We start from the raw sequence: 1,714 nt of genomic DNA, 5'->3' as shown, positions 1-1,714 counted from the left end.
CAGAACCAAAATCAGAAGCGCCAGCACCAAAATCAGAAGCACCGGTAGCTACAAGACCAACCACGGAAGATCCAGTAATACCGAAAGGGGAAGTGCCGGCTGTACCACAAAAGGAGGTGCAGACTGTATTTAAATCGGAAGTGAGTCAAGCATCTGCTGGCAATGTTTTGGTGGGAATCAAAGGAGAATTTTTAACACCAGATCAACAAGCTATCTTAGATTCTCTTAATAAGATTCGTAAAGAGGCTTTTGAGGAGAAATTAGTAGATAAGTATGTTCCGATTAAGTGGTCAACACAACTGGAAAAAACGGCTCTTATGAGAGCTGCTGAGTCTTCTATTACGAATGCCCATGCTCGTCTCTCTGACAAAAATATTTGGACAGCTTTTCCGACTGGTACTAGAACATTTGGAGAAAACTTGGCGTGGAATTATAAAGGATTTGCAGAGGCGATTAAGCAATGGTACTCAGAAAAAGCCGATTATATTAAAAAATCAAAGGGTGAGACAGTTGCAGGTCAAACTGGTCATTATAAATCATTGATAAATCCTCTATATACTTATACAGGTCTTGGTGCATTTAATAACCCTCGTCATGAACATCACTGGATTACTGTTGCACAAATTTTAGGAGATAAGGTCGACTCGGAGGCTTTAGTTGGACAGTATGGGCCAGCAATTCAAGAAGCAGAGGTGACAGAATCTCAACTTTCCTCATTTAAAACAAAAGCTGATATTGTCGAAAACATATCTGATAGAAGAGACAAACAGTAAAGATGTTAATTCACAGGAAGCGTCTTCAGAAACAAGAGATGTAACATCGCACGGTAACGGAGCAACAGAGGAAGCAAAGACTGTAGAATCTACGGAAAGCACAGAGAAAAGTCAAGTAGAACCAGCTGAAAACACATCAGCTACGGATATGGCAGAAACAGGAAAAACATCTGTAGCTCCATCATCAGACTCAGAAAAAGTATTGACCACCACAGAAGAAACTGGAGAAGCGACTTCGTCTGATTCTAACTTAGTAAATTCACAAGAAAATAATTCTGAGACACAAGATGGAACAACAAATGCCACATCAGAAGAATCGTCAGAGTCAAAAGAAGCATCAGTTACCTCTGAAAGTGAGTCAACAGACACACAACCATCTGTAGAAGTAGGAACAGAAGAAACACTAGCTCCAAAAGACGCAGGAACAACAGTAGAAGCTGAAGAAGTTGTAACACCAGCTCCTCAAAAGGTCAAAGTCAATGTTTTTTATAACTTTGATAAAATGAAAGATATTGCAGGTTTTCTAGGAGATATCAATGGAACTCCTCTTGAAATCGCGGAAGGTTCAACAGATGATGAAGTAAAAGTGGCAGTCAAGAGCCAAGTTGATGCTAAGAAAGAAGAGTTGCGCAAACACGGCTATACTTTCAAAGAGGACTATGTCTATCAAGCTAATGGGAAAGATTATAACTACGTTGTAACATTTTCAAAAGCAACCAAATAACCTTCCTTCCACAGGGAGTGAAATGTGAGCAGAGAGAGCGATAGGCTCTCTTTGTTTTATCTAGTGGTCAGTTGATTACAGACAAAAGGCCAGCAAGAGACTATAATAGAAAATAGAGTAGGTATTTATACTCTTCGAAAATCTCTTCAAACCACGTCAGCGTCGCCTTACCGTATGTATGGTTACTGACTTCGTCAGTTTCATCTACAACCTCAAA

2 protein-coding genes are annotated in these 1,714 nt (G+C 39.8%); both read left to right on the top strand.

The features are described 5' to 3' along the window. The coding region (locus tag HT701_RS11160) for a CAP domain-containing protein (RefSeq protein WP_172931540.1) at positions 1-773 on the top strand (773 nt) is incomplete at its 5' end. Further along, positions 736-1,497, top strand: coding sequence for a hypothetical protein (locus HT701_RS11155; RefSeq protein WP_101514762.1), 762 nt, complete (start codon positions 736-738; stop codon positions 1,495-1,497). The genes HT701_RS11160 and HT701_RS11155, both read left to right, overlap by 38 nt. Positions 1,498-1,714 lie beyond the last annotated feature (217 nt).

Source organism: Streptococcus sp. 10824 (assembly GCF_013276595.1).
GTDB lineage: Bacteria > Bacillota > Bacilli > Lactobacillales > Streptococcaceae > Streptococcus > Streptococcus pseudopneumoniae.
Note: the sequence above shows the minus strand (reverse complement) of the source record. Positions and strands in the feature narration are given on the sequence as shown.